27 protein-coding genes and 2 other annotated features (1 of these 29 running past the window's edge) are annotated in these 23,188 nt (G+C 38.3%); of the genes, 24 read left to right on the top strand and 3 right to left on the bottom strand.

Annotated features, from left to right (window positions below; translation table 11 throughout):
• The 13 genes from mutM to rplT all read left to right on the top strand — a co-directional run bounded on the left by mutM (window position 1) and on the right by rplT (window position 11,936).
• Window positions 1-831: a bifunctional DNA-formamidopyrimidine glycosylase/DNA-(apurinic or apyrimidinic site) lyase gene (gene mutM, locus BN1206_RS07130; protein WP_052543131.1), complete on the top strand. Its 831-nt coding sequence runs from the start codon at window positions 1-3 to the stop codon at window positions 829-831.
• Window positions 828-1,430 carry a dephospho-CoA kinase gene (coaE, locus tag BN1206_RS07125; RefSeq protein ID WP_013438411.1) on the top strand — a complete coding sequence of 201 codons (603 nt, stop codon included), beginning with the start codon at window positions 828-830 and terminating at the stop codon, window positions 1,428-1,430. The genes mutM and coaE overlap by 4 nt, the downstream gene beginning before the upstream one ends.
• A 2-nt stretch (window positions 1,431-1,432) precedes the next feature.
• The gene (gene nrdR / locus BN1206_RS07120) at window positions 1,433-1,900 is read left to right on the top strand and encodes a transcriptional regulator NrdR (RefSeq protein ID WP_007126545.1); all 468 of its coding nucleotides are present in this window, start codon (window positions 1,433-1,435) and stop codon (window positions 1,898-1,900) included.
• Between the two features lie 2 nt (window positions 1,901-1,902).
• Window positions 1,903-3,252, top strand: coding sequence for a replication initiation and membrane attachment family protein (locus BN1206_RS07115; protein ID WP_052543130.1), 1,350 nt, complete (start codon window positions 1,903-1,905; stop codon window positions 3,250-3,252).
• A gap of 16 nt (window positions 3,253-3,268) precedes the next feature.
• The gene (dnaI, locus tag BN1206_RS07110; RefSeq protein ID WP_013438408.1) at window positions 3,269-4,186 is read left to right on the top strand and encodes a primosomal protein DnaI; all 918 of its coding nucleotides are present in this window, start codon (window positions 3,269-3,271) and stop codon (window positions 4,184-4,186) included.
• A gap of 281 nt (window positions 4,187-4,467) precedes the next feature.
• On the top strand, window positions 4,468-6,402 hold the full coding sequence (thrS, locus tag BN1206_RS07105) for a threonine--tRNA ligase (protein ID WP_052543129.1): 1,935 nt from the start codon (window positions 4,468-4,470) through the stop codon (window positions 6,400-6,402).
• Window positions 6,403-6,559: 157 nt separating this feature from the next.
• On the top strand, window positions 6,560-7,087 hold the full coding sequence (locus tag BN1206_RS07100; RefSeq protein ID WP_052543128.1) for a hypothetical protein: 528 nt from the start codon (window positions 6,560-6,562) through the stop codon (window positions 7,085-7,087).
• Window positions 7,088-7,167: 80 nt separating this feature from the next.
• A complete protein-coding gene (locus BN1206_RS07095; protein ID WP_052543127.1) occupies window positions 7,168-7,539 on the top strand; it encodes an ACT domain-containing protein in 372 nt (123 codons plus the stop codon).
• 6 nt (window positions 7,540-7,545) lie between these two features.
• The gene (locus BN1206_RS07090; protein WP_013642297.1) at window positions 7,546-8,796 is read left to right on the top strand and encodes a DUF389 domain-containing protein; all 1,251 of its coding nucleotides are present in this window, start codon (window positions 7,546-7,548) and stop codon (window positions 8,794-8,796) included.
• Between the two features lie 97 nt (window positions 8,797-8,893).
• Window positions 8,894-10,591 (top strand): aryl-sulfate sulfotransferase, encoded by a 1,698-nt coding sequence (locus BN1206_RS07085; protein ID WP_013642296.1) that lies wholly within the window; start codon window positions 8,894-8,896, stop codon window positions 10,589-10,591.
• A gap of 53 nt (window positions 10,592-10,644) precedes the next feature.
• Window positions 10,645-10,756, top strand: a sequence feature (ribosomal protein L20 leader region).
• 26 nt (window positions 10,757-10,782) lie between these two features.
• Entirely contained in the window at window positions 10,783-11,310 is a 528-nt protein-coding gene (gene infC / locus BN1206_RS07080; RefSeq protein ID WP_082104766.1) for a translation initiation factor IF-3, read from the top strand.
• A gap of 28 nt (window positions 11,311-11,338) precedes the next feature.
• Window positions 11,339-11,539, top strand: a complete 201-nt coding sequence (gene rpmI, locus BN1206_RS07075) for a 50S ribosomal protein L35 (protein WP_013642294.1) — start codon at window positions 11,339-11,341, stop codon at window positions 11,537-11,539.
• A 40-nt stretch (window positions 11,540-11,579) separates the two neighbouring features.
• Window positions 11,580-11,936, top strand: a complete 357-nt coding sequence (rplT, locus tag BN1206_RS07070; protein ID WP_003627118.1) for a 50S ribosomal protein L20 — start codon at window positions 11,580-11,582, stop codon at window positions 11,934-11,936.
• Window positions 11,937-11,987: 51 nt separating this feature from the next.
• On the opposite strand, the gene add is transcribed toward rplT, so the two are convergent.
• Complete coding sequence (add, locus tag BN1206_RS07065) at window positions 11,988-12,989, bottom strand: adenosine deaminase (protein WP_052543126.1); 1,002 nt, start codon at window positions 12,987-12,989, stop codon at window positions 11,988-11,990.
• A gap of 139 nt (window positions 12,990-13,128) precedes the next feature.
• Here add and BN1206_RS07060 point away from each other — a divergent pair, with 139 nt between their 5' ends.
• The 9 genes from BN1206_RS07060 (at window position 13,129) to BN1206_RS07020 (ending at window position 20,516) form a co-directional block, all read left to right on the top strand.
• Window positions 13,129-13,653 carry a YqeG family HAD IIIA-type phosphatase gene (locus BN1206_RS07060; protein WP_013438402.1) on the top strand — a complete coding sequence of 175 codons (525 nt, stop codon included), beginning with the start codon at window positions 13,129-13,131 and terminating at the stop codon, window positions 13,651-13,653.
• Complete coding sequence (gene yqeH / locus BN1206_RS07055) at window positions 13,646-14,755, top strand: ribosome biogenesis GTPase YqeH (RefSeq protein ID WP_013438401.1); 1,110 nt, start codon at window positions 13,646-13,648, stop codon at window positions 14,753-14,755. Before BN1206_RS07060 ends, yqeH begins: the two co-directional genes overlap by 8 nt.
• Window positions 14,756-14,765: 10 nt before the next feature.
• On the top strand, window positions 14,766-15,419 hold the full coding sequence (locus BN1206_RS07050; protein ID WP_013438400.1) for a nicotinate-nucleotide adenylyltransferase: 654 nt from the start codon (window positions 14,766-14,768) through the stop codon (window positions 15,417-15,419).
• Window positions 15,400-15,993: a bis(5'-nucleosyl)-tetraphosphatase (symmetrical) YqeK gene (gene yqeK / locus BN1206_RS07045; protein ID WP_022087793.1), complete on the top strand. Its 594-nt coding sequence runs from the start codon at window positions 15,400-15,402 to the stop codon at window positions 15,991-15,993. Before BN1206_RS07050 ends, yqeK begins: the two co-directional genes overlap by 20 nt.
• 21 nt (window positions 15,994-16,014) lie before the next feature.
• Complete coding sequence (rsfS, locus tag BN1206_RS07040; RefSeq protein ID WP_013438398.1) at window positions 16,015-16,362, top strand: ribosome silencing factor; 348 nt, start codon at window positions 16,015-16,017, stop codon at window positions 16,360-16,362.
• Window positions 16,363-16,367: 5 nt separating this feature from the next.
• Entirely contained in the window at window positions 16,368-17,519 is a 1,152-nt protein-coding gene (locus BN1206_RS07035) for a nucleotidyltransferase (RefSeq protein WP_014566069.1), read from the top strand.
• Between the two features lies 1 nt (window position 17,520).
• Window positions 17,521-18,078 (top strand): DUF177 domain-containing protein, encoded by a 558-nt coding sequence (locus BN1206_RS07030; protein WP_013438396.1) that lies wholly within the window; start codon window positions 17,521-17,523, stop codon window positions 18,076-18,078.
• A gap of 157 nt (window positions 18,079-18,235) precedes the next feature.
• Window positions 18,236-18,952 (top strand): response regulator transcription factor, encoded by a 717-nt coding sequence (locus tag BN1206_RS07025; RefSeq protein WP_013438395.1) that lies wholly within the window; start codon window positions 18,236-18,238, stop codon window positions 18,950-18,952.
• Window positions 18,930-20,516 carry a HAMP domain-containing sensor histidine kinase gene (locus BN1206_RS07020; protein ID WP_130898813.1) on the top strand — a complete coding sequence of 529 codons (1,587 nt, stop codon included), beginning with the start codon at window positions 18,930-18,932 and terminating at the stop codon, window positions 20,514-20,516. Before BN1206_RS07025 ends, BN1206_RS07020 begins: the two co-directional genes overlap by 23 nt.
• A 44-nt stretch (window positions 20,517-20,560) precedes the next feature.
• Here BN1206_RS07020 and yidC read toward each other — a convergent pair whose 3' ends face one another.
• Together yidC and BN1206_RS07010 are read right to left on the bottom strand one after the other, a co-directional pair.
• Complete coding sequence (gene yidC, locus BN1206_RS07015; RefSeq protein WP_014566067.1) at window positions 20,561-21,529, bottom strand: membrane protein insertase YidC; 969 nt, start codon at window positions 21,527-21,529, stop codon at window positions 20,561-20,563.
• A gap of 40 nt (window positions 21,530-21,569) precedes the next feature.
• Window positions 21,570-21,842, bottom strand: a complete 273-nt coding sequence (locus BN1206_RS07010) for an acylphosphatase (RefSeq protein WP_013438392.1) — start codon at window positions 21,840-21,842, stop codon at window positions 21,570-21,572.
• Window positions 21,843-21,929: 87 nt separating this feature from the next.
• Here BN1206_RS07010 and BN1206_RS07005 point away from each other — a divergent pair, with 87 nt between their 5' ends.
• Both BN1206_RS07005 and BN1206_RS07000 read left to right on the top strand, forming a co-directional pair.
• The gene (locus BN1206_RS07005) at window positions 21,930-22,697 is read left to right on the top strand and encodes a TrmH family RNA methyltransferase (RefSeq protein WP_013438391.1); all 768 of its coding nucleotides are present in this window, start codon (window positions 21,930-21,932) and stop codon (window positions 22,695-22,697) included.
• 92 nt (window positions 22,698-22,789) lie between these two features.
• Window positions 22,790-23,140 carry a winged helix-turn-helix transcriptional regulator gene (locus tag BN1206_RS07000; RefSeq protein ID WP_013642286.1) on the top strand — a complete coding sequence of 117 codons (351 nt, stop codon included), beginning with the start codon at window positions 22,790-22,792 and terminating at the stop codon, window positions 23,138-23,140.
• Window positions 23,141-23,178: 38 nt separating this feature from the next.
• Window positions 23,179-23,188 (top strand) — a binding site (T-box leader) (it continues 198 nt past the right edge of the window).

Raw genomic sequence — 23,188 nt, 5'->3', positions numbered from 1 at the left:
ATGCCTGAAATGCCCGAAGTTGAAACTGTACGAAGAACTTTAACTCCTTTAATTAAAGGAAAGACAATTGAAAAAGTAATTTTGTGGTATCCCAAAATCGTTGCGACCGATCATGACAAGTTTATCAATGAACTGCCAGGCAAAAAGATTATTCGCATTGATCGCTATGCCAAGTATTTGCTTATTCGCTTGAGCGACAATTTGACGATTGTTTCTCACCTGCGCATGGAAGGAAAGTATCACTTAACTACGCCGGAAGCGCCAAAAGATAAGCATGATCATGTGGAATTTATTTTTACCGACGGCACTGCCTTGCGTTATAACGATGTGCGCAAATTTGGCCGTATGCAGCTAGTTTTGACCGGAACCGAGCGACAAACAACTGGCATCGGTAAACTGGGCGTTGAACCCAATACGCCGGAATTTAATGAGCAGTATTTTTTGGGTAGTTTGAAGAGAAAAAAGAAGAACATCAAAAATGTCTTACTCGATCAAACTGTTGTGGCAGGTCTGGGCAATATCTATGTCGATGAAACCTTGTGGCAAAGCAAGATCCATCCCTTGAGTTTGGCTAACAAAATTCCTGCCGATAAAGTAGAAGATCTGCGTAAAAATATTAATGAAACCATCAAAATTGCCATAGAAAAGCGCGGTACAACTGTTCATAGCTATTTGGATGCAAACGGCGAAGTTGGTGGTTACCAAGAAATGCTACAAGTTTACGGTCACGCTGGTGAAGCCTGCCCTAGATGTGGCACGACTTTTGAGAAAATTAAAGTTTCAGGCAGAGGCACTACTTTTTGCCCACATTGTCAGGTGATATACAAATGACATACGTTTTAGCTTTAACTGGCGGGATTGCGACAGGCAAAAGCACCGCGGATCAATTTTTTAAAAAGCAAAATATTCCTATTGTCGACTGTGACGAAATAGCGCATGATTTAATGAAGCCAAAAAATGCTTCTTGGCAAGCAATTAAGGATAATTTTGGCGAAGAATATTTGAATGATGACCAAACGATTAACCGTAAAAAGCTCGGTCAATTAGTTTTTAGTAATAAAAGTGCGCTAAATAGACTAAATCAGTTGACTCATCCTCTAATTTTCGATAAAACAATACAAAAGATAACATCATATCAAAATGAAGATATGGTTATCCTTGATGCACCAGTTTATTTTGAATCTGGCTTAGATAAGAAGCATATTGCCAATAGTGTGTTGGTAATTACTTTGCCAGAATCTATTCAAATAGAGCGATTAAAACAAAGAAATAATTTAACTGATAAAGAAGCCAGAATGCGGATTAATAGCCAAATGCCGTTGTCTAAAAAAACACAATTGGCTGATTTTGTAATTGAAAATACTGGTACAATAAAAGAACTAGAAAGTAAACTAGAACAATTATTAAATAAAATCAAAAAAGAGGGATAGCTATGGAATGTCCAAATTGTCATCAAAATGCCTCCCGCGTTATTGATTCACGTCCTAGTGATGAAAACCGGGCAATTAGAAGACGTCGAGAATGTGAAAACTGTGGTTTCCGTTTTACGACCTTTGAGCGTATTGAAACGGCGCCTTTATTAGTAATTAAAAACGATGGAACGCGTGAACCGTTCAGCCGTAAGAAGATTTTGCATGGTGTAATGGCCGCAGGGCAAAAGCGTCCGATTAGTAGCGAACAATTCGAACAATTAGTTGACCATGTCGAAAATAAAGTTAGAAAACAAGGCGTAAGCGAAATTTCATCTAAGAAGATCGGTCAATACGTCATGGATGAATTAGCCGACTTGGACGATGTAGCTTACATTAGATTTGCTTCCATTTATCGTGAATTTAAAGATATGTCTAGCTTCATGAAGACGATGGAAGACATGATGGCCAAAAAGGGAAAGGGTAATTAGAAATGTTTGAGACATCTGATCCCAAGCATCTATATTATGTAGCCAATCGAGTTACGCTTTTTCCTGAAGACGAGCAAATATTGATCAAATTGTATCAGCCATTAGTTGGTGCTGTTGCGGTGGCTTTATATCAGACTTTAATCAGTGATTATGATCCATACGGCATTATTTCTGATTCTAAGGGTATTTATTCGCTGCAAGAACAACTGGATTGTAGCTTAAAGACGATGTTTACCTCGCTTCATAAATTAGAGGCCGTGGGGTTAGTTCAAACATTTTTGTCCGATAATGTTTTTAATAACGTCATCGTGTTTAAATTGCTTAAAGTGCCTAGTGCTGATAAGTTTTTCGCTACGCCGCTACTAGCGAGTTTGCTTAAGGAAAAAGTTGGCGAAGAAACCTTTCATGAATTAAGCCACAAGTTCGCTAAAGAAGCTAAGTTGCGGGAAAAGCCTATTAAGAATGCGCGCGATGTTTCGGCTAATTTCTTTGATATGTTCCGTTTGCCGGGGGATGAAGCAATCACTCCATCCAGCGATGTAATTGAGGCCGCCAAAGAAAACAAAGTTCATGAAGAAGAGGTGGCCCAAGTTAACGACAGGGATGCAATCGATTGGGACTTTATCAAAGAGCAATATGAGGTTTATCAAATTCCAGCTAGTGAAGTTGATAATAAGAAGAATCAAATTCGCTCTTTGATGCAGACGTATGGCTTGTCCGAAAAAGAATTCGTGGATGAGAGTTTGCCATGCCTTCATGGTTCGTATGAATTGAACATGCGCGACATTAGCAATACTTTAGCTGAGAACTACAAACGGATTAACACTAGAGAACACGTGCAAAAGCAGGTAAATGAAGGCCGTAAAAAGGCTTTGGCTGCGATTAAGGGCTTGGACGACAACGATAAGAAGTTGCTCAAGGAAGCCAATGAAAGCTCACCCGCTGAGTTTTTGTATAAGATAAAAACAGAAAAGGGCGGTATTGCCAGTGCAGGCGAGCGGCAGATTATCAATAATTTGCACACCCAGTATGGTTTGCCAGAAGATTTGATCAATATTCTGACCTATACTTGTTTGACTTACGATACTGTAGTGAACTCAAACTTGGCCTACAAGATCGCTAACGACTGGCTCCAACATGGCGTTGCAACCGCGGTTCAGGCTTTGCAGTACGTGAAGAAACGTCGCGATAGTTTTGGCAATGGCAATAATAGAAGATCTAGAAGAAACTATAACTATCAAAATAAGCGCGTAGAAAAAGGCACCGATTGGAGCAAGAAGAAGGTTGATACCAATTCCGGTATTTCTACTGCGCAATTGAAGAATTTGTTTAAAGATTTGAACAATAAATAAGAAAGCAGGTGAATAAATGGAACCGATAGGCAATGTGATCAAGCAAATTGTTAAACAGCGCAATTTAGGCGATGAAAAGACTTTGGAGAATCAAGCCTTGCATGATCCTGATGTGCAAGCTTTTCTTAAGCAAAATGCGGATAAAATCGATCAAAAGATGATTCGCAATAGCATGTCGAATCTGTACGAATTTTATTCACAAAAAACGCATCCCAACAAGGTGATGGCCGGTTATGCACCGCAGCTATTTTTAAACGGCAAGGTAATCGACATTCGCTATGCACCGACAAGAGCTAAGATCGCACAAGACCGTAAAAAGGCAGCGCAAAGACGGCTGCAGCTCATTGATTTGCCTGCTCGTTTGCATGACGTTAGTTTAAGTGAAATTGACGTTACAGACGATCGGAACAATGTTCTTGCTTTAATTTATGATTTCTTGAAGAAGTATAAAAAAGACCCGCACCAAAAGGGACTATATCTTTCAGGTGATTTCGGCGTTGGTAAGACCTATATTTTGGCAGGACTTGCTAATTATGTCGTTACCAACATGAATAAAAACGTCATTTTCTTGCACGTGCCAACATTTATTGCCGGCCTTGCTAGTCACTTTGACGATAATAGCCGAATTAGCTTGCAAGAAGAAATCCGTAGATTATCCGAATGCGATTTGCTTATTCTGGATGATATTGGGGCCGAAAGTCTCAGCCAATGGTCACGTGATGACGTCTTAGGCGTAATTTTGCAGGCAAGAATGGATAATGTTTTGCCAACCTTCTTCTCATCCAATTTAGACATGGAAGCATTGCAGTCACACTTTGAAGAAACGCGTAATGCGACCGACCCAGTTAAGGCGAGAAGACTGATGCAGCGTGTCCGCTTTTTGGCTAAAGAAATTGTGGTGCCAGGACCTGACCGCAGAAATTCTTTGCATTAATTTTTAAAAAGGTCTTGCATCCCCAGCTCGAATGCGTATAATTGAAACTAACTAAACGAGACATGATGAACTTCGCTTCAGAGAGAGGGACCTAGTTCTGGAAGTCCTTCATTAGAGGCTCACCCCAATCGTTTATTCCCAAAGTTAAAATTTTAGGTTGGATACCTTTATCAATCCGAATATAAGAGGTTAGACACACGCTAACCTGAATTTTGGGTGGAACCACGCAATTAACGTCCCAGTGCGATTGAGCACTGGGATTTTTTTTTGGAGGTAATTTTATGAGTTTTTCAGTTACTTTACCAGACGGCTCAAAGAAAGAATTTGACAAAGCCGTTTCAGTTAAAGATGTAGCTTCATCAATCGCAACTTCACTTGGAAAAGCTGCTGTTGGTGCTAAGGTAAATGGCCAAGTTAAGCCACTTGATTACGAAATCGATAGCGACGTTGAAATTGCTATCCTTACTGATAAAGACGAAGAAGGTTTGGATATCTTAAGAGCAACTGCAGCATTTGCACTTGAAGCTGTTGCTAAGAAGAAGTACCCAGAACTTCGTTTAGGTGAACACGTAGCTGACGAAGGTGGCTTCTACGTTGACACTGACAAGAAGGACCAAATCAAGGTTACTGAATTGCCAGAACTTGAAAAGGCTATGGAAAAGCTTGTTAAGAGTGGTCAAGCAATTGAACACGTTGAAATGGACAAGTCAGAACTTGAAGATATCTACAAGGACGACCCATACAAGAGTGAACTTTTGAAGAAGGTTGAAGGCGACAAGGTTGACGCTTACAAGTTAGGCGACTTCGTAGACTTTGGTTTTGACGCATTACTTCCAAACACTGGTAAGATCAAGCACTTCAAGCTTTTGTCAGTAGCTGGTGCTTACTGGTTAGGTAAGTCATCAAACCCAATGCTTCAAAGAATCTTCGGTACTGCATTCTTCAAGGAAGCAGCATTGAAGGATGACTTAAAGCGTCGTGCAGAAATTAAGGAACGCGACCACCGTACTATCGGTCGTGACCTTGACCTCTTCTTCGTAGATCCTAAGGTTGGTGCAGGTCTTCCTTACTGGATGCCAAAGGGTGCTACTATTCGTCGTGTTGTTGAACGTTACATCATCGACCGTGAAGTAGCTGATGGTTACCAACACGTTTACACTCCAGTACTTATGAACCTTGACGCTTACAAGACTTCAGGTCACTGGGCACACTACCGTGATGACATGTTCCCACCAATGGACATGGGTGATGGCGAAATGCTTGAACTTCGTCCAATGAACTGCCCATCACACATCCAAATTTACAAGCACCACATTCGTTCATATCGTGACTTGCCACTTCGTGTTGCTGAACTTGGTATGATGCACAGATACGAAAAATCAGGTGCTTTGTCAGGTCTTCAACGTGTACGTGAAATGACTTTGAACGATGGTCATACCTTTGTAGCTCTTGATCAAGTTCAAGACGAATTTGCTAAGATCTTGAAGTTGATCATGGACGTATACAAGGACTTCGACATTACTGATTACTACTTCAGACTTTCATACCGTGATCCAAAGAACACTGAAAAGTACTTTGCAAACGATGAAATGTGGGAAAGAAGTCAAAAGATGCTTAAGGGTGCTATGGATGACCTTGGCCTTGACTACGTTGAAGCTGAAGGTGAAGCAGCATTCTACGGTCCTAAGCTTGATATCCAAACTAAGACTGCTTTGGGTAACGACGAAACTATGTCAACTATTCAACTTGACTTCATGCTTCCAGAAAGATTTGGCTTAACTTACGTTGGTCAAGATGGTGAAGAACACCGTCCAGTTATGATCCACCGTGGTATTGTTGGTACTATGGAAAGATTCATTGCTTACTTAACTGAAATTTACAAGGGTGCCTTCCCAACTTGGCTTGCTCCAATCCAAGCTGAAATCATCCCAGTTAACAACGACGCTCACGGCGAATACGCCGAAAAGGTTCGTCAAGAACTTGCTAAGCGCGGCTTCAGAGCAGAAGTTGACAACAGAAACGAAAAGATGGGTTACAAGATTCGTGAATCACAAACCCAAAAGGTACCTTACACTTTGGTATTAGGTGACGAAGAAATGAAGAACGGTAGCGTAAACGTACGTCGTTACGGTACTGACGAAGAAATTTCTAAGAGTCTTGACGACTTCATTAACGAAATTGATGCTGATGTTAAGTCATACTCACGTGAAAACTAATTAAATAAATAGTTAATTAAGGCACTTCATGAATATTCATGGAGTGCCTTTTTTACGTCATAATTTTGTAACATTTGTAAAATAAATGTAAAATTCAATGCTTCATCAAGCATTTTTGTGGCATAATATCTGTAAAGATTTCTGTGGAGGATTTAAGATGAAAAAGAAATTTTTATTATTACTTAGTGCATTTTTATTAGTTCTTGGTTTGGCAAGTGTATCATCAAAGACTGATGCTGCAACAATTAAAGCAACCGATTGGGGTGCAAAGAAAGCATTTACTACACCTAAGAAAACTCGTGGTACTTGGTACTACAGGGAAGACAAAAAGGTAAAGAAATTCAAGATTACAGCGTACACTATTGATGGAGTTAAATTATATAAGGACTTAAACGGAAAGACTTCAGATAAATGGGTCAATAAGCTGATTAAGGCTGATAAAAAAGCAAATTATAAATTAGCTGATAAAGTTGGTGAATCAGCATGGGCTTGCCATACAATTAAGTACCATAAGATTACTGGATTTAATGCTGACGGCTGGCTTGCAGGTAGCGGAGATGGGTTTTACTATGTTCCCGTTAAAAAGAATGTTAAAGGAAAGAAAGTCAATGCTTTGCGTGTAGGTGAAGGTGCTGGAAATTATCTTTCATACTATGCTTACAAGAGTAGAAAATTAGTTAAATAAAGTTTAATGAAAAGGAACGAAGTGTATCCATTTCGTTCCTTTTTGTGTTTTAATAGGAAAAATGATAAAGGAGAGTATATATGAAATTAACTATTAAGAAGTTGCCATATCAATTAACAGTTTGTCAATTGAGTGATATTAAAGATTTAAATTTTAAAAATGATTTTTATTTTTTTGCCAAGACTGATGAAGAATTATCTTTAGTCTGCGAAACTAAAAATGCTCCAAGCAAAACGATTAATCGGGAAGATGGTTGGCGTGCATTCAAAATAGAAGGACAATTAGATTTTTCATTAATTGGAATTTTAGCTAAAATTGCGCAATTATTAGCAAATAATGGTATTTCTATTTTTGCTGTGCCAACTTTTAATACTGATTATGTTTTAGTTAAAGATAATAATTTTGATTCAGCTATAAAAATTTTGTCAAAAAATAATTATGAGATTAAATAAGAAAAAATGAGTAGAAGAAACTATTTAAGCCCACAATTTCTTACCAAAATAAGTGATGATGGCACCTTAAATATAGAAAGCTTAATTATTTTAACTTGTGCGATCTTTATTGCAAGTATCGGGTTAAATGTGAATTCAACAGCTATAATTATTGGTGCGATGCTTATTTCACCTTTAATGGGTCCCCTTTTAGCCATCGGTACAGGATTGGCGCTGTATAACACCAATATTTTACGAAAAGGTGCCATTTCTTTATTAGCCGAAATTATTATTAGCTTAATTGCTTCAACCATTTATTTTCATTTTTCTCCGTTGACTTATGCTAGTCAGGAAATTATTGCTCGAACATCACCTACTATTTGGGATGTAATGATTGCCTTTTTTGGTGGTAGTGCAGGTATTATTGGAGCACGGAAAAAAGGTGCAAATAATATTGTTCCTGGTGTAGCGATAGCAACGGCATTGATGCCGCCGCTTTGTACCGTTGGTTATTCAATTGCAGCCGGAAATCTTAAGTATTTCTTAGGTTCAAGTTATCTATTTTTGATTAACTGCGTTTTCATTACCCTTACAGCATTTTTAGGTGTAAAAATCATGAAGTGGCTAAGTCATTCAGCAGGTCAACCTGGACTTAGTTTCTTTCGCAAGCCAACTTTAAAAGAAGTAGGAATAGTCATGGTAGTAATTATTTTGATTATTCCAAGTATCCTTTCAGCCGGTCATATGGTAAATAAGACTTTGGTTGATCAAAATGTGCAAAATTTGGTTGCCAATGAATTGGGCGATGTTAATTTAATCAAGGAAAATGTTGATTCGCAAGAAAAGACTATTAATCTTACTGTGTCGGGTAATAAGATTAGTGCTAAGAAAATTCAAGCGGCCAAAGCTAACTTGGACGAATATAACTTAAAAGGTTATTCCTTGAATATTGTGCAAGTGGCACAAGTAAATCCTAACGCGGAGAATCAATTAGATAGACAAGTAAATAATATTATCAATCAACGTCAACGCGAACAAGAACAAGCAAATGAGAAGAGACAGCAAGAACAGGAAAAGCATAATCAAGAAATTCAAAAATTGTCTCCTGCAATTTCTTCTGTTACTACGGTAAGTGATAATAAAAATAAGCAAATTACTTTGGTGGAGTTAAAGAAAGATATTTCTGCCAAAAAGAAGAAGGCCTTAGTAAAACAAATCAAGAAAAAATATCCAAATATTAACTTAGTAGAGTTTGTGCAAGAAAGCGAGAAAGAATAAGCGTTAAATTATTTCTTAAGTCGTTTCTCTGTTAATATTTTGTAATATACGAATATTAGAATGAACTTGATAGGTTTATTTTAAAGGAGAAATTTTGATGAAAAGTAATGGAATTTTACTCGCACTGGCAATGAGTTCGTTCATGCTGACGACACCTGTTGTGATGTTGCATGAACAATCGAAAACAGTTTTAGCACAAAAGAAAAATGGAAATGCTAAGAAAACTAAGTTAAGTGACAGTCAAATCATTAAAAATTTAGGTGTCAAAAAAGTAGCAAATCCAAGTAATGATGCTCTGACTACCAAATATGCAAATATTGTAAAAGGCCAACAGTATACTTGGGAAAATCCTTATATTAAGGTCAATCCTTATGAAAATTCGCCGCTGACAGCGTTAATGATTTTTCATACTGATCAACCTACCAAAATTAGTTATAGAGTAATTGGAAAAACAGCCAATACTACTATTAAAAATGAAGTTAAAGGTTATCAAACGAATCATCAAGTACCTATCGTAGGTCTATATGCTGGGTATGATAATTCTGTTGAAGTAACAATGACTGATCAATTTGACAATAAACAGACCAAGACAGTTAAGATTAAAACAGCTAATTTACCTAAATGGATTAAAAGTTTTCCAATTAATGTCACTGTTAAAGACAAGACTAAGATGAGCTTAGGCTCAAATGAATTGACTGTTTTAAACAGGACCACTAAGCAAACCTTTGCTGTAGACGGTGATGGAGAAGTACGCTGGTACTATTTACGCTGGAATGAGCATATTTTTGAACAATTGAATAATGGTCATATTCTCTTGTTCAATAAGATTAAATCCGGTGATGAAAAGTATAATATGTTGGTTGAAACTGACTATTTAGGTCGTGTATATCGTCAATTCAGTTTTGATAAAACCTTGGGTGGCAGTTATGCTGGAACCGCTGGCTTATCATTGGTTCACCATGATGTGGCAGAAATGCCCAACGGCAATTGGCTCTTAACTGTTGATGATGGCAGCAAGTATGTAGAAGATACGATTGCTGAACTTAATCCTAATACTGGTAAAATTGTTAAAGTAATTGATTTTAAGAAGATTTTTCCAGAATCAATGTACAAAAAGAGCAAAATCAAAGCCAATGACAATACTAGTAGCGGATTAGGACTAATGGATTGGCTGCATATTAACACCATTGATTATGATGCCAAAACTGGCAATATTTTATTGTCTGCGCGTAACCAAGATATTATTTGGTCAATGAATTATCAAACTAAAAAGATTAACTGGATTTTTACTAGTAAGCCGGCTAAGGAGTGGCCTAGTTCATTCCATAAATATCTGTTGAAGCCAAGCAAGGGGACAAAATATCCAGGTGGTCAACACGGAATTTACTTGTTAAAAGAAACAGGAAGTAAATTAGATATTTTGCTTTATGATAATAATATTGCTGTTACTAACGGTGATAAGAAGCAAAGTGGCAAGTTTTCTGCTGCTACGGAATATCAAATTGATACTAAGAAAAAGACCATTAAACAAGTTTGGAGTTATGGCAAGAATTTAGGTAAACAAAACTTTACCGAAGTTATTGGTTATGCACAACGCTTGAATAATGGTAATACTTTGATTAATTTTGGTTTTAAAAATACGGGTAAAGAAAGCAATATAATTGAAGTTGATGCCTATGGAAATCAAGTCTTTAATTTGACTATTACTAATAGTCCTAAAGATATGACATATGTATATCGTGCATATCGGATGCAATTTTATCCTGATAATTATGTTTTTGATGCAACTAAATAATTGCACATCATGTATTGACGCAGCCGGTTTAAACGCGTATAATACACCTAGTTGAGAACAAGAAGAAGCTCCCGCTTCTCGCCTAAGTTAAATTAACCTCTGGGCTGATCGATATTTTCTGTTGATTAAAGGCGGGTGATACTTATCCCGCCTTTTTCTTGTCCTCGAAATTAACACGGAGGTGAACAGTTATACCAAGAAGTTTAATCTTAAACGATAGAATTCGCGCACGCGAAGTCCGTTTAATTGATGAAGATGGTAAGCAAGTTGGCGTCATGAACAAGATGGAAGCCTTACGTCGCGCAAGCGATGCTGGTCTTGACCTTGTTTTGATTTCACCAAATGCCAAGCCACCTGTAGCACGTATCATGGACTACGGTAAGTACCGCTTCGAACAACAAAAGAAGCTTAAGGAATCCCGTAAGAAGTCCAAGACAGTTAGTGTCAAAGAAATTCGTTTGAGTCCAACAATTGAAGGCAACGACTTCGAAACGAAGTTGAAGCACGTTCGTAAGTTTGTTTCTAAAGAAGGAGCTAAGGTTCGTGTATCAATCCGCTTTAGAGGTCGTGCCATCACTCATAAGGAATTAGGTCAACAAGTACTTGAGAAGATGGCTGAATCAACTTCCGATATTGCTAATGTAATTAGCAAGCCTAAGATGGAAGGTCGTTCAATGTTCTTAATGCTCGCACCTAAGAGTGAAAAGGACAAAAAATAAAAAGTAGTTAATTGGAGGAAATAGAAATATGCCAAAGATGAAAACACACCGCGCTTCTGCTAAGCGTTTTAAGAGAACTGCAAATGGTGGTTTAAAGCGTCACCACGCATTTACTGGCCACCGTTTCCACGGTAAGACTAAGAAGCAACGTCGCCACTTGAGAAAAGCTGCTATGGTTTCAAGCAGTGATATGAAGCGTATCAAGCAAATGGTTGCTCAAATGCACTAGTTATTTGTTCTTGAAAAGACTATAGTAGGAGGAAATTTAAATGCCAAGAGTTAAAGGTGGAATTGTAACACGTAAACGTCGTAAGAAGGTCATGAAGCTTGCCAAGGGTTACCGTGGCGCAAAGCACATGCAATTTAAGGCTGCAAGCACTCAATTATTCGTTTCATACAAGTACGCATTCCGCGACCGTAGAAGACGTAAGAGTGAATTCAGAAAGTTATGGATTGCTCGTATCAACGCAGCTGCAAGACAAAACGACATCTCATATTCTAAGTTAATGCACGGCTTGAAGTTAGCTGGTGTTGACATGAACCGTAAGATGTTAGCTGATATTGCTTACAACGATTCAAAGACTTTTGCACAATTAGCAGAAACTGCTAAGAAGGCATTGAACTAATTAGTTCAAAAATAGAGGCCAGGGAAATTATTCCTGACCTCTATTTTTTTACTATTTTTGAATTAAAGCTCTTAACCTGATTTTTTCATCTGGTGTCGTAAATGCCGCATCAACTGCATTTAGGTAAAGCGTCGTTTCTTCTGCTGGCGTTAAATTGGTTTGTTGCTCGAGTAACTTATATTCATGCGGTAAATTAGTATTTGAAACCGTCATATCGTCAGAATTCAGGGTAACTTTCATCCCTTTATGTAGCAATTTTTTAATCGGATAAGAATCAATCTGATCGAATGCTTTGGTGTTCATGTTGGAAGTTGCGCAGCATTCCAGCACGATTTGCTTTTTAATTAATTCCTGCGTTAACTCTGGGTCCTCAGTGCAACGAATGCCGTGACCAATTCTTTTGGCACCCATGGCCAGGGCTTGGCGAATAGAATCGGGACCGTCTGCTTCACCAGCATGGATTGTATAGGGAACGCCAAGCTTTTTTGCTTGATCAAAGAAGGACTTATATTTGATGTTAGGAATCGGGCCTTCGGCACCGGCTAAGTCAAGGCCGACTACACCTTTGCCCAAAAACTTTTTAGCCAGCTTCACAGTTTCCATGTTCTGTTTTTGATTATCGGCAAAGCGCATCAAACAAAGGATTAAACCAGCATGTAGTTCAGGTAAAGTTTTTTGTTTCTTTTGATCAGCTAAAAACTTATTGAATCCACTAATCACTGCCTCAATCGCATCTTCTTGAGTTAGACCTTTTTTCGTGTGTAGCTGCGGTGCAAAACGGATTTCTGCATAAACCAGACCTTGCTGTTTTAATTCGACAAGCAAATCATAAACAATCGTTTCAAGATCATGTCTTGTCTGCATCAATTTGTTAGGCAAAGCGAATTTTTCTAAAAATTGATCTAAACTTTTACAGCTAGAATCAACAGACAACTCTTGGCGCAGTTCTTCATCTGAAAGAGCAGGCATATTGTGTTCTTTCATTAACTTCTTAACTGTAGCAACGGGGACTGAACCATCTAGGTGAAGGTGTAAATCAATAAACTTTCTCATTTTTCTCCCTTTCTAAATTTTTGATGAAATAGGTTAAATTGTTTAGTATTGTATCACTTTTTGCTAAGAATGAAACAAAAGTTTCTAATACAAACGCATTTTTGATATTATAGAGAGTGATAAAAAATGGAGAATTTATATGTTATTTAGACCAAAATACACAATAAATACTATTTATAATCTGGACCCCCAGAAATTGAATGAGATGGGAATAAAAGCAGTTTTTTCAGACCTAGACAATACGCTTCTTGCTTGGAATAAGTTTGAAACTGCTAAAGAGATGAACAAATTAAACAGGCGATTAGCCAAGGCAAACATTAAGCTGGTCGTAATTTCGAATAATAATGCTCAACGTGTAGGAAAGGTGCTTACCCCTTACCACATTGACTTTGTTTCTGAGGCACGCAAGCCATTACCGTTTGCAATAACACGTAAACGCGAAGAAATGCATTTGCAAAAGGATCAAGTAATGATGGTAGGCGATCAGCTGATTACCGATATGCAGGCTGGAAATTTGGCTGGAGTTGAGACGGTATTGGTTAAGCCACTGGTTGAAACAGATAAGTGGAATACCAGAATTAATCGATTCTTTGAAAAGATCATCTTTTTCTTTCTTGGTTTATCACATCGAGTAACATTTAAGGAGACTTTGCAAAATGGATGAGGAGATTATTTGTATTGGTTGTGGGGCAGTGCTCCAATCCGATGATCCTAAAAAAGCAGGCTACTTGCCTAAGAGCGCATTAGACAAAGCAAGAAATGAAGAAAACGCAGAAGTGTACTGCCAACGTTGCTTCAGATTGCGCCACTATAACGAAATCATGCCAGTTGATTTAAACAACGACGACTTCTTGGCGTTGCTTAATTCACTTTCCGAAAAGAAGGCATTAGTAGTTAACGTGGTCGACTTGTTTGACTTCTCAAATTCGCTTTTGTCTTCATTGAAGCGTTTTGTCGGTGGCAATGATTTTATCTTAGTCGGAAATAAGTTCGATCTGTTCCCTAAGAATTCTAGACAAAGCAAGATTAAGGACTGGATGAGACAAGAAGCTAACCGCATGGGCCTTTATCCTAAAGAAATCTTCTTGGTTTCTGCTAAGAGGAAGGTCAATCTGGAAAGCTTGATTGCTTATATTAATAAACAATCACAAGATAAAGACGTTTATTTTGTAGGTACAACCAACGTTGGTAAGTCTACTTTGATCAACGCAATTATCGACATGATGGGTGATATCCAAAACTTGATTACCACGTCACGTTTTCCTGGTACAACTTTGGATCGAATCGAAATTCCACTTGAAAATGGTCACTTTTTGATCGACACCCCAGGGATCATGACCGATAATCAATTGGCTACTCACTTGAATGCTAAAGATTTGGAATTGATTTCACCAAAGAAACCGCTCAAGCCAGCTACTTATCAGCTGATGCCTGGCAATACCTTATTCTTAGCCGGACTTGGTCGAATCGATTATTTAAAAGGCGAGTCAACTAGTTTTACTGTTTATGTAGCGCGCGATATGTACGTTCACCGCACTAAGACGGCCAACGCTGATGCTTTTTATGAAAAGCATGTTGGTGAATTGCTTGCTCCACCTGCTAAAGATGATAAGTTGCCAGCACTTAAGGGACAAGAATATCGAACTGAATATAAGAGCGATCTGTTATTTGGTGGGATCGGTTTTGTGACCGTTCCAGAGGGATGCGTTGTTAAGACTTACACGCCAGATGGTATTGGTTTAGGAATTCGTCGTGCATTGATTTAGAGGTTTTCGTATGGTAAATCCAAAATGTATTGAAAAAGCACCTGCTACTGAAGTTAAGGCTCAATTAGAACGTGAAGATGGTAAAGGCCGTCAAATCGGCATTATGGGCGGTACTTTTAATCCTGTCCATATTGCTCACTTGGTTGCGGCCGAACAAGCAATGACTAAGTTGCGTTTGGATGAGGTTTGGTTTATGCCAGATAATATTCCACCTCACAAGAATGCACCATTAACATCAGCTAAAGATAGAGCGACGATGTTAGATTTGGCAACTCGTGATAATCCTAAGTTTAGGGTTAAATTGCTTGAATTGTTCCGTGGCGGCGTTTCTTATACTGTAGATACAATGCGCTACTTAAAGGAAAAAGCACCACAGAATAATTACTATTTAATCATGGGAAGCGATCAAGTTAACAGTTTCCATACCTGGAAAGAAGCACCTACTTTGGCTAAAATGGTTACGCTGGTCGGAATTCGTCGCCCTGGCTATCCACAAGATCCGCAATATCCAATGATTTGGGTAGATGCGCCAGATATTCGTTTGAGTTCTACTGCAATTCGTCGCTCCGTGGCTACTGGTACTTCAATTAGATATTTGGTACCAGAACCAGTTAGAAAGTATATTGAAGAAAAGGGGCTTTACCTTGACGAAACTAACATTTAAAAAGACTTATTCACCATTATCTAGTGATGAAATTATTGCTAAAGAAAAAGCTAATATGGACAAAAAGAGATTTAAGCACTGCGTTCGCGTTAGTGAAACTGCCCGTAAATTAGCAAAGTTGAATCACTATGATGAAGATAAGGCAGCACTTGCTGGATTTGTACATGATTATGCCAAACAAGTTCCCGTTGAAGAATACCGCAAGGTAATCAAGGAACAAGATTTTGACAAGGATTTACTTAACTGGAACCGCGCAATTTGGCACGGTATTGTTGGCACATATTTCATTGAACACGATTTAAAAGTCAGAGATCCTGAAATTTTGACCGCAGTGCGTCGTCACACCACAGGTGATACTGAGATGACCATGCTGGACAAAATCGTCTTTATGGCCGACTTTATTGAACCAGGACGTGATTTCCCTGGCGTAGATGAAGCACGCAAAATCACTTATGCCAATATTGATGAAGGTGTCGGCTATCAATTAGCACACACCTTAGAGTTTTTAGTTGAAAAGAGAAAAAGAATTTATCCACGCACTATAGCAGCATATAATGTTTGGAGTACTAAATAATAAAAATAAAGGAGAAAAAATTTGACTAGTCAAGAAATTTTAGATTTTACTACTAAAGCTATTAGCGATCGTCACGGTGAAGATACCGAAGCTTATGATATGCGCGGAATCAGTATTTTAGCGGATTACTACGTAATTACTAGTGCAGGTTCAAACCGTCAACTTCACGCTATTGTTAACTCAATTGTTGATGAAGCTCACCAAAACAACTACACTGATTACCGCATCGAAGGTACTAGAGACTCTAACTGGCTTTTAGTAGACTTAGGCGACGTTGTAGTTAACATCTTTACCAAGGAAGCACGTGAGTTTTACAACCTTGAAAAACTTTGGGCTAATGGTAAGCAAGTTGAATTAAAGGAAGACTAATAAAAATGAGCGTTGTGGGGATTATTTCAGAATTTAATCCTTTCCATAGTGGTCACGAATTTTTATTAAATCAGGCACGCTTAATTGCCCAAAATGATCCTATCGTCATTATTATGTCAGGCAACTACGTTCAGCGTGGCGAAATGGCCATTATGAGCAAGTGGGAGCGCGCCAAAGCCGCTTTGCAATCTGGTGCCGATTTAGTATTTGAAATGCCTTTTTCTACGGCGGTTGAACCAGCTGACCTATTTTCATTAGGTAATATCGAGCAATTATCTAAATTAGGCGTCACAGATTTAGTATTTGGGGTTGAAGATGCTAACTTGAATTTTGCCTATCTTGGTGGCAAGATTGCGGAAATTCCCCAAAATCATATGGACTTTAAGGATTATAGTCAGACCTATTCAACTCAATATAATCAAATGGTAGCTCGAGAAGTAGGCCATGAAATTAATCAACCTAATGCCATTTTGGGTTTAGCTTATTCCGTGGCTAACTATAATCTGGGCTCACCTTTAAAGTTGCATCCCATCAATCGAATCGGTGCAGGCCACGATGATTTATTGCAACGCAGTGGCGTTGTGCAAAGTGCCAGCGCAATTCGTAACTTGCTTTTACACGGAGAAGATACCAGCAACTTGAAGTATTGGATGCCTAAAGCCGAAGCCGCAGTTTTAAGCAAGCAAAAAGTATACCCTAACTGGAACTTATTGTATCCATTTTTGAAATACCGCATTGAATCTTCTTCAGTGGAAGATTTACGTCAAATCTATCAAATGAGTGAAGGACTCGAATACAAGATGAAGCAAGAAATTCACTTGTCGCGTGATTTCACTGAATTCTTGCGCAGAATCAAGTCTAAGCGGTATACTTATTCTCGTTTGCGCCGTCTGAGTTTATACACTCTGTTAAACGTGACGCAAGATGACATGATTGCTAGCTTTAATCATGAATCACTAATGCTTTTGGGCTTTAGTAAAATTGGACGTAATTTTTTAAAAGATAATCGTAAAAATTTCCAAACGGAAATTATTTCTAAGGTTGATAAGAGAAGCGCAAAAGATGGTTCTCTTGCACTTCAAGTTAGGACAGATCGTTTATTTGAACAAATAATGGGAGTTGACCAAAACTTTGGCCGACGTCCAATCGAGGTGTAATATGTTAGAAATTAGTTTTTCTAAAATAGAAAATGCTTCTGAGCCACTTACTCATATCGAACGTGATGTAGAGATGCGCCCAGAATTTTTCAAGCGAAGTAAGGAACTTTTGATTGATGCCAAGAATGTGCATCTATCAGGAGACTTGTTCTATCAAGAACCATTTGTAACCGGCAATTTTCATATCACAGCTGACTTAACAGTTCCATCTAGTAGAAGCTTAAAACCGGTTGATTATCAAGAAGACTTCACTTTTGTAGAAAACTACATTGATCGCAAGCCTACAAAGGAAGAATTAGAGGATAATGACACAATCGTACAAGTAGATAATGATGTTATTGATCTACAAACTGCTGTTGAAGATAATATGTTGCTGAATATTCCAACTACTATTTTGACACCGGAAGAAAAGGAAAAGAATATTTTCCCAGAAGGTAATGGCTGGGAAGTTATCTCTGAATCTGCCTTTGATGAAGGTAAGAAGAATCAAGTTAACCCAGCTTTTGCTAAGCTGAAAGTCTTGCTTGATAATCAAGATGACAAAAACGATAAAAAATAGTAACAAAATTATCGAAACAATCAAAGAATTTTAACTTTGATTGTTTTTTAATCTTGTTTTAGAGCGGTTTTTAAAGTATCCTTTAATTATAAAAACATTTTTTAATTAATTTATTAGTATTAAAAGAATAAATTGATCTATGAGGAACTGAGATAAGATGGCAAAAATTCTGATTATTGAAGATGAAAAAAACTTGGCTCGCTTTGTAGAGCTCGAATTACAACACGAAAATTATGAAACCGTAGTAGAAAACAACGGCCGTAAGGGTTTGGACGATGCCCTTTCCCAAGATTTTGATGCAATTTTACTTGACTTAATGCTTCCAGATTTAAACGGTTTGGAAATTGCTCGTCGTGTACGTCAAGTTAAGACTACTCCTATCATTATGATGACTGCACGTGACTCTGTTATTGACCGTGTATCAGGCCTAGATCACGGTGCTGATGACTATATCGTTAAACCATTTGCAATTGAAGAACTTCTTGCACGTTTACGTGCCGTTTTGCGTCGTGTAAAGATTGAAAAGGATGCTTCTAAGGTAACTGTTGCTAAGCAAAAGATTGTTAAGTTCAAGGACTTGACTATTGAAACTGCTAATAGAATTGTTCACCGCGGTGACGGTAAGGCAATTGATTTAACTAAACGTGAATACAACTTACTCATGACGTTGATTGAAAATAAGAACAACGTTGTTAGTCGTGATCAATTGTTGAACAAGATTTGGGGACCTGAATCAAACATCGAAACTAACGTGGTCGAAGTTTACGTTCGTTACTTGCGTAACAAGATCGATGTACCAGGTCAACCATCTTACATCAAGACAGTACGTGGTACTGGATACATGGTAAGAGATGAAGATGATGATCAAGAATAAAAGAGATAGAGCTAAAGAGACCAAACATTCATCGTTAATTGTGCGATGGGTAAGTATCGTTGCGTTGACGATTACGGTCTCTTTTGTCTTATTTTCAGTTGTGGTTTATCAAATTGTAAGTAAGCAATCGATGGACCAGCAGGAAGAAACTTCCGACAATGTAGTGGTTACGCTTGAGCGGACGTTAAGTTCGATTCCAGATGAGTTGGAGATTTCGAATGTCATTCCGTCGCTATCGCCATCTACAAGGCGAATCTTGAACGGCGGTCCTGCCATTAGCAGCAAAGATACGCGGAACAATGCCTTTAGCGACAACCTGATTTCTTTAATATCCAATCCTGATATTAACGTAGCTGTCTACAATCGGCATAACGAGGTTGTCTTTGCCAATGGTGATACGACGCCAAAGTTTAGTCCTTTTAAGGGTAATCGCAGGGTAGTACAGGTTAAACGAAATAATAAAACGACTTTAGTCACCTACCAAAAGGTGTACTCGTCCGTTAATAATAAATTGACTGGGTATGTGGTTGTCTCAAATAAAATGACGTATTACAACCATTTGATGAGCAACTTGCTGCACTGGATGCTGATTATTTCGCTGATTGCAATTATCTTCTTTGTGGCTATTTCATATGTCTTGGTAGTCAATGTTGTTAGACCGATTAAGACGATGTCTAAAGTGGCTAAGGAAGTTAATGCTGATCCAAATAGTGAGGCCAGAATTAAGCCGCTTAATCGTGACGATGAATTAGCAGAGCTGGCCAGTTCTATCAACCAGATGCTGGATCGGATGCAGAGTTATATTGAACAGCAAAAGCAGTTTGTTGGGGATGTTTCTCACGAATTGCGGACCCCTGTTGCCGTAATTGAAGGACACTTAAACATGCTGGAGCGTTGGGGCAAGGATGATCCGCAAATTTTGGATGAATCAATCAAGGCCTCATTGCAAGAAGCTGATCGAATGAAGCACCTGATCCAAGAAATGCTTGATTTGACTAGAGCTGAACAAATTGATGTGCAATATCCATATGAAATAACTAACGTCAATGAAGTAGTACGGAGAGTTGTTTCTGATTTGGCAATGGTTCACCCTGACTTTAAGATTCAGCTTGATGAGGATGACTTGCCTGATGATACTGAGATTCAAATGTATCACGGTCACCTTGAACAACTATTGGTCATTTTGATCGATAATGGTATTAAATACTCAACGGATCGTAAGCAGATCAATGTTTCTGCCGGTGTAACCAAAAAAGAAGTCAGCATCATGGTGCAAGACTTCGGTGAAGGTATTTCACCAGAAGATCAAAAGAAGATCTTTAATCGCTTCTATAGAGTGGACAAGGCCAGAACCCGTGAAAAAGGCGGTAATGGTTTAGGTTTATCAATCGCTCAAAAATTAGTTGATAGTTATAGGGGCGAAATCAGTGTTGAATCTGTAGAAGGGCAAGGCAGTCAATTTAAGATGGTCTTCCCAGTTCTTTCTAAAAAGCGTGCCGCTGAATTACGAAAGATTGAAGCAGAAAAACATAAAAATGATGTGCCAGATGGCATTTTGAAGTAAAAAAATAGGACCTGGAATTTTCCAGATCCTTTTTTGTATCTTAATTATTTTCTTCTTTGTTGCTTACCCTTGTTGCGGTTACGTAAATCTTGGTGCAATTCTTTCTTAGCTTCGGTATTAGCAGTATTGCTTTCGCCGCTAGGATTGAATAAAGCATCAACCTTTTCTTTGGTAACAACTACTTCAACTGGCTTTTCCTTTAATTCTTCAGCCACGTGTTGCTTAACCTTAGGGGTGAGGACGAAGGTGACGATTAATTGTTGGATAATCATTACCAAGTTACCTGCGGCCCAGTATAAAGCTAACGCACCTGAGAATGACAAACTGAAGAATAAAGTCATAATTGGGTTAACGATCATCATCGATTGCATTGTCTTCTTTTGTTCTTCAGGGATGCCGATCAGTGAGATGTAACCTTGAATAACTGTGAAGACAGTCGCAACGATCGCCAAAACTACTGATTTTTGACTAAGGGAGATGCCAAAGAATGTTGAGTGCGCTAATTGTGGTGAGTAAAATACCGCTTGGTAAATTCCCCACATAATAGGCAACTGAATAATCAAAGGCAAGCATCCCATACCGCCAGTCAAAGAAACTTGGTTCTTTGAATATAGCTCTCTTTGCCAACCTGACAAGGTCATTTGTTGGTCAGGGGTAATTCCCTTATGCTTCATTGCAGTTTGAATGAGCTTCATTTGTGGCTGCAGACGAGCCATTTTTTCTTGTTGGCGTACGCTCTTATTTTGTTGCACAAGCATAAGAGGCATCAAAATAAGACGAACGACAAAGGTAATGATCACGATACCCCAACCAGCGCCATTTTCGCCGCCGATCATGTGGGCAGTTTGGATCATAATGTTTTGCAAGGGACGACCTAACCATTGGTAAACCCAACCGTAGATTCCGCTGTGAGGAGTCACATTAGGGTTATTGGTAGCGCCACATGCACTCAATACAAGAGCAGCGACTACTAAGAGTGCCAATACTCCTGTATATCTCTTAATTTTTTTCATTAAAATAATCACCACTTAGTTTCTATTAAAAAATGTATCTCTAATATAATACATTAAAGCTATGCATTTTTTCCACATTTGAGGCTAATTCTTGGTCAATGTTTTCAATATGAGCAAAACCTGATGCAGATGGCAATTTCTCTATAAAGTGATCAAGCTCGCTAGGTTCGCCTTGGATGTAAATAGTTACGGTGCCGTCTGAATTATTTCTTACTGTGCCGGGGATGCCCATTTTATTGGCCAGCATTTGTGTGCTCCAGCGAAAACCTACGCCTTGAACTAAACCCGAAACAACTAATTTTCTAGTTTCCATAGTAAATGCCTCGTTTTCAATTAATTTATCTTTTTTCTATATACAATTATCCATTATAATGGGGACAGAAGCAAAAAGGAGAGAATTATGCAACAAATTAGTTCAGTTAATAATGCAACAATTAAAAAATTAGCTAAATTAAAGCAAAAGAAATATCGTGATGAAGAAAACCGCTACTTAATTGAAGGGTTTCACTTGTTTGAAGAAGCTGTTAAAGCAGGCAAGAAATATCAATATGTCTTAGGAACAGAAGAAGCTCTTGATCAAGTAAACGAAGACTACGATATTGATTTAGATGGCAAAAACGTCATTTTAATCAATAAAGCAATTGCCCGTCATTTGAGCAGCACTAAGAATTCACAAGAAATCTTCATGGTACTTAAGATCGATCAACCTAAGGAATTTCCATTTAATTATGGTAAATGGGTCTTGCTTGATAATTTAGCTGATCCAGGCAATGTTGGTACGATCATTAGAACTGCCGATGCCGCTGGTTTTGATGGCGTGGTTTTGTCACCAGAAAGTGCTGACTTATACAATCCTAAGACGCAACGCGCTATGCAAGGAAGTCAATTCCACATTGATTTGATTAAGCGCGACTTAGCAGACGTCATCACTGATTTCCAAGATTCTGCGATTCCTGTTTATGCCAGCATGCTTGATAAATCAGCTAAGCAATTGCAAGACTTTGAGAAGGTGCCTCAACTTGCTTTAATTATCGGTAACGAAGCACATGGCGTAAGCGAAACTATTGCTAGTTTAAGCGATGAAAAGTTGTATATTCCAATTAAGGGCAAGGCTGAATCTTTGAATGCGGCAGTAGCTGCCGGCATTATGATTTACCATTTTGTTTAGCACTTGTAATTAGTAAGTAGTTTTTCTATAATAGATAAGAAAATATAATAATATTTTTACTGGAATTATACCAATGAATAGGAGAGTTACTTATGCAAGAAGTTAAAGAAAAAAAGGAGACAACTCCTTGTAAACCGGAAGATTATGAATTGTGTAGTCACTTTATCAATGCCTTTAGAATAATCGGCAAGAAGTGGAACGGCTTAATCATTAGCTCATTATGCGACACAGAGGATATGCGTTTTAAGGATCTAGCTCGCTGCATTGAAGCTTGCTCTGACCGTGTTTTGGTTGAGCGTCTTAAAGAACTTGAGCAAGACGGTATTGTAAAGCGCACTGTTAACAAAGACACAGGTATTATTTCCTATAGCTTGACCGAAAAGGGGGCTGACCTTAAGCCAGTCTTTGATCAAGTTCATGATTGGGCAGATAAGTGGGCCTAGGAGCTTGCAAGAATTCCAAAAAAGAAATATTATATTAGTTAATTACTA

This window comes from Lactobacillus sp. OTU4228 (assembly GCF_001006945.1).
GTDB lineage: Bacteria > Bacillota > Bacilli > Lactobacillales > Lactobacillaceae > Lactobacillus > Lactobacillus amylovorus.
This window is presented reverse-complemented; position numbering and strand designations above follow the sequence as displayed.

What these genes read in the sequence shown, in the direction of transcription:
- BN1206_RS07020 (WP_130898813.1), top strand. Translation starts at nt 18,930, where the DNA reads ATGAAGATGATGATCAAGAATAAAAGAGATAGAGCTAAAGAGACCAAA.
- coaE (WP_013438411.1), top strand. Translation starts at nt 828, where the DNA reads ATGACATACGTTTTAGCTTTAACTGGCGGGATTGCGACAGGCAAAAGC.
- yqeH (WP_013438401.1), top strand. Translation starts at nt 13,646, where the DNA reads ATGGATGAGGAGATTATTTGTATTGGTTGTGGGGCAGTGCTCCAATCC.
- rpmI (WP_013642294.1), top strand. Translation starts at nt 11,339, where the DNA reads ATGCCAAAGATGAAAACACACCGCGCTTCTGCTAAGCGTTTTAAGAGA.
- add (WP_052543126.1), bottom strand. Translation starts at nt 12,989, where the DNA reads ATGAGAAAGTTTATTGATTTACACCTTCACCTAGATGGTTCAGTCCCC.
- rplT (WP_003627118.1), top strand. Translation starts at nt 11,580, where the DNA reads ATGCCAAGAGTTAAAGGTGGAATTGTAACACGTAAACGTCGTAAGAAG.
- BN1206_RS07090 (WP_013642297.1), top strand. Translation starts at nt 7,546, where the DNA reads ATGAGTAGAAGAAACTATTTAAGCCCACAATTTCTTACCAAAATAAGT.
- nrdR (WP_007126545.1), top strand. Translation starts at nt 1,433, where the DNA reads ATGGAATGTCCAAATTGTCATCAAAATGCCTCCCGCGTTATTGATTCA.
- BN1206_RS07035 (WP_014566069.1), top strand. Translation starts at nt 16,368, where the DNA reads ATGAGCGTTGTGGGGATTATTTCAGAATTTAATCCTTTCCATAGTGGT.
- mutM (WP_052543131.1), top strand. Translation starts at nt 1, where the DNA reads ATGCCTGAAATGCCCGAAGTTGAAACTGTACGAAGAACTTTAACTCCT.
- dnaI (WP_013438408.1), top strand. Translation starts at nt 3,269, where the DNA reads ATGGAACCGATAGGCAATGTGATCAAGCAAATTGTTAAACAGCGCAAT.
- BN1206_RS07005 (WP_013438391.1), top strand. Translation starts at nt 21,930, where the DNA reads ATGCAACAAATTAGTTCAGTTAATAATGCAACAATTAAAAAATTAGCT.
- BN1206_RS07060 (WP_013438402.1), top strand. Translation starts at nt 13,129, where the DNA reads ATGTTATTTAGACCAAAATACACAATAAATACTATTTATAATCTGGAC.
- yidC (WP_014566067.1), bottom strand. Translation starts at nt 21,529, where the DNA reads ATGAAAAAAATTAAGAGATATACAGGAGTATTGGCACTCTTAGTAGTC.
- BN1206_RS07010 (WP_013438392.1), bottom strand. Translation starts at nt 21,842, where the DNA reads ATGGAAACTAGAAAATTAGTTGTTTCGGGTTTAGTTCAAGGCGTAGGT.
- BN1206_RS07030 (WP_013438396.1), top strand. Translation starts at nt 17,521, where the DNA reads ATGTTAGAAATTAGTTTTTCTAAAATAGAAAATGCTTCTGAGCCACTT.
- BN1206_RS07025 (WP_013438395.1), top strand. Translation starts at nt 18,236, where the DNA reads ATGGCAAAAATTCTGATTATTGAAGATGAAAAAAACTTGGCTCGCTTT.
- BN1206_RS07100 (WP_052543128.1), top strand. Translation starts at nt 6,560, where the DNA reads ATGAAAAAGAAATTTTTATTATTACTTAGTGCATTTTTATTAGTTCTT.
- BN1206_RS07000 (WP_013642286.1), top strand. Translation starts at nt 22,790, where the DNA reads ATGCAAGAAGTTAAAGAAAAAAAGGAGACAACTCCTTGTAAACCGGAA.
- BN1206_RS07085 (WP_013642296.1), top strand. Translation starts at nt 8,894, where the DNA reads ATGAAAAGTAATGGAATTTTACTCGCACTGGCAATGAGTTCGTTCATG.
- BN1206_RS07050 (WP_013438400.1), top strand. Translation starts at nt 14,766, where the DNA reads ATGGTAAATCCAAAATGTATTGAAAAAGCACCTGCTACTGAAGTTAAG.
- BN1206_RS07115 (WP_052543130.1), top strand. Translation starts at nt 1,903, where the DNA reads ATGTTTGAGACATCTGATCCCAAGCATCTATATTATGTAGCCAATCGA.
- BN1206_RS07095 (WP_052543127.1), top strand. Translation starts at nt 7,168, where the DNA reads ATGAAATTAACTATTAAGAAGTTGCCATATCAATTAACAGTTTGTCAA.
- thrS (WP_052543129.1), top strand. Translation starts at nt 4,468, where the DNA reads ATGAGTTTTTCAGTTACTTTACCAGACGGCTCAAAGAAAGAATTTGAC.